The sequence below is a fragment of the Xanthomonas sp. SHU 166 genome, assembly GCF_000364685.1.
Lineage (GTDB): Bacteria > Pseudomonadota > Gammaproteobacteria > Xanthomonadales > Xanthomonadaceae > Xanthomonas_A > Xanthomonas_A sontii.
This window is the reverse complement of record NZ_AQOJ01001002.1, coordinates 1-1088: the sequence shown is the minus strand read 5'-3', so window position 1 is coordinate 1088 and position 1088 is coordinate 1. Positions and strand designations below refer to the sequence as shown.

At 67.8% G+C, this 1088-nt stretch carries 2 protein-coding genes and 1 pseudogene; all 3 read right to left on the bottom strand.

Annotated elements, in window-relative coordinates; genetic code table 11:
* Positions 1 to 177: DUF4339 domain-containing protein (locus tag D180_RS22200; protein WP_157835504.1), on the bottom strand; the 177-nt coding region annotated here is incomplete at its 3' end.
* 21 nt (positions 178 to 198) lie between these two features.
* The gene (locus D180_RS22195; RefSeq protein ID WP_010340686.1) at positions 199 to 672 is read right to left on the bottom strand and encodes a DUF494 family protein; all 474 of its coding nucleotides are present in this window, start codon (positions 670 to 672) and stop codon (positions 199 to 201) included.
* Positions 673 to 715: 43 nt separating this feature from the next.
* Positions 716 to 1088, bottom strand: a pseudogene (locus D180_RS22190) (DNA-protecting protein DprA); the annotation flags it as partial.

Sequence of the window (1088 nt, the reverse complement as noted above, 5' to 3'; positions counted from 1 at the left end):
GGCGACCGCGTGCAGCGGCCGCCACTCCGGCAGGCCTTCGCGCCAGACCAGGGTCTCGCGCTGCAGGCGGCCGTCGTGCAGGCGTTCCAGCAGGGCGGACGCCGGCAACGGGCCGTGCCGCTCGCGCGCGGCATCGACGTAGTACCAGATCGCCAATGGGGAAGTGTCTTCGTGCATCCGTGCGCGACCGTCAGCGACTCAGTGAACCGGCTCCGGCTCGTCGACGAACATCTGCGTTTCCATCCACGCGTACGCCGCCTCGGCACCAGGCTGGTTGAACAGCACCATCAGCACCACCCACTTCAGGTCGTCCAGATCCAGTTCGTCCTGATCCAGGGCCATAGCCCGGTCCAGCACCAGCTCGCGCTGGTCGCTGTCGAGGATGCCGTGCTGCTCCAGGAACAGCAGGAAGCCGCGGCATTCCACGTCGAGCTTGTCCAGTTCCGGACCGTGGTAGATGCGGATCGGGCCATCGATGCGCGGCTGCGCCACGGCCGGGCGCTGGTCGGCCAGGGCGTCGAGCCAGTCGAACGCCTTGCTGATCTCGGTGGGGCTGAAACCTGCCTGGATCAGGCCATTCTGGAGGGAGTCGCGATCGCGGACCGGATCCGCGTCTTCGCTGAAATAGTGTTCGAACAGGTACAGCAGGACATCCAGAATGCTCTCTTTCATTGCCCCTCGGCCTGCGTCGCGAGACGCTGTGGAGGTGAAGAAACTAGGGTTTGCGGGTGTAACGACCGCGTTCGACCGCCACGTAGCCATCCAGTTCCATGGCCAGCAGCATGGAGGACGCCGCTGCGGCCGTCAATCCGCTGCGTGCGATCACTGAATCCATACAGATGGGGTCGTGGCCCAGCGCCTGCCACAAGCGCTGGTAGTCGGGGTGGGGGAAGGCCGGTGTGGCCGCGCGCGCGGTGCTGGCTCCCTGTGTGGGGGCGTTCAGGCGCCCGCGCAAGGCGTCGGCCAGTGCGGCGGCCAGGGGCGCGACCCCGGCCAGCACCTCCTCGGCGCTTTCCACCAGCCCGGCGCCGTCGCGGATCAGCCGATGGCAGCCGCGCGCCAGCGGATTGTGGATCGAGCCGGGCAGG

Excerpts from the sequence above, each read along its gene's own strand:
- D180_RS22195 (WP_010340686.1), bottom strand. The coding sequence starts at position 672 with ATGAAAGAGAGCATTCTGGATGTCCTGCTGTACCTGTTCGAACACTAT.